The organism is Komagataeibacter intermedius TF2, assembly GCF_000964425.1.
Classification (GTDB): domain Bacteria; phylum Pseudomonadota; class Alphaproteobacteria; order Acetobacterales; family Acetobacteraceae; genus Komagataeibacter; species Komagataeibacter intermedius.
In genome coordinates, this window is the sequence record NZ_BANF01000932.1 from 1 (window position 1) to 470 (window position 470).

The following is a 470-nucleotide window of genomic DNA, read 5'->3' on the forward strand; positions in this document are numbered from 1 at the left end:
ACGCTCAATGCCCGCACGGCAATGGACAGCGGGATCACGGCAAGCGTTGCCAGCACCGTAAACAGATGCGGCGTGATCTCCAGTATTTCAAAGCCGATAAGCATGAACAGCAGGACATTCAGCACTTCGTCAATCAGGGTCCAGGCGATATCGAGTTCCTTACGGGACGCTTCATCGAAAACGGAATGGCTATAGCTTGTTCCGAAACACAATCCGGCCACGACGACAGCAATCGCGCCTGACATGCCAAGGTGGTTGGCAATGCTGAAGGTTCCGGTCGCCAGGGCCAGTGACGTCAGCAGATCGATATGCGGATCCCGCTGCCCCTTGAGCACACGAAGCGCAATCCACCCCGTCAGTGCGCCCAGCAGGCCGCCACCAAGCGCCTCGCGGCAGAAGCTGAGGGCAATCCCGGAGGCGGCTACGCCCTGACTGTCTCCGGTCGCCAGTCCGATCGTCACACCGAAAAT

At 59.1% G+C, this 470-nt stretch carries 1 protein-coding gene; it reads right to left on the minus strand.

The features are described from left to right. The coding region (locus tag B7449_RS19565) for a cation:proton antiporter domain-containing protein (RefSeq protein WP_048884149.1) at nt 1-470 on the minus strand (470 nt) is incomplete at both ends.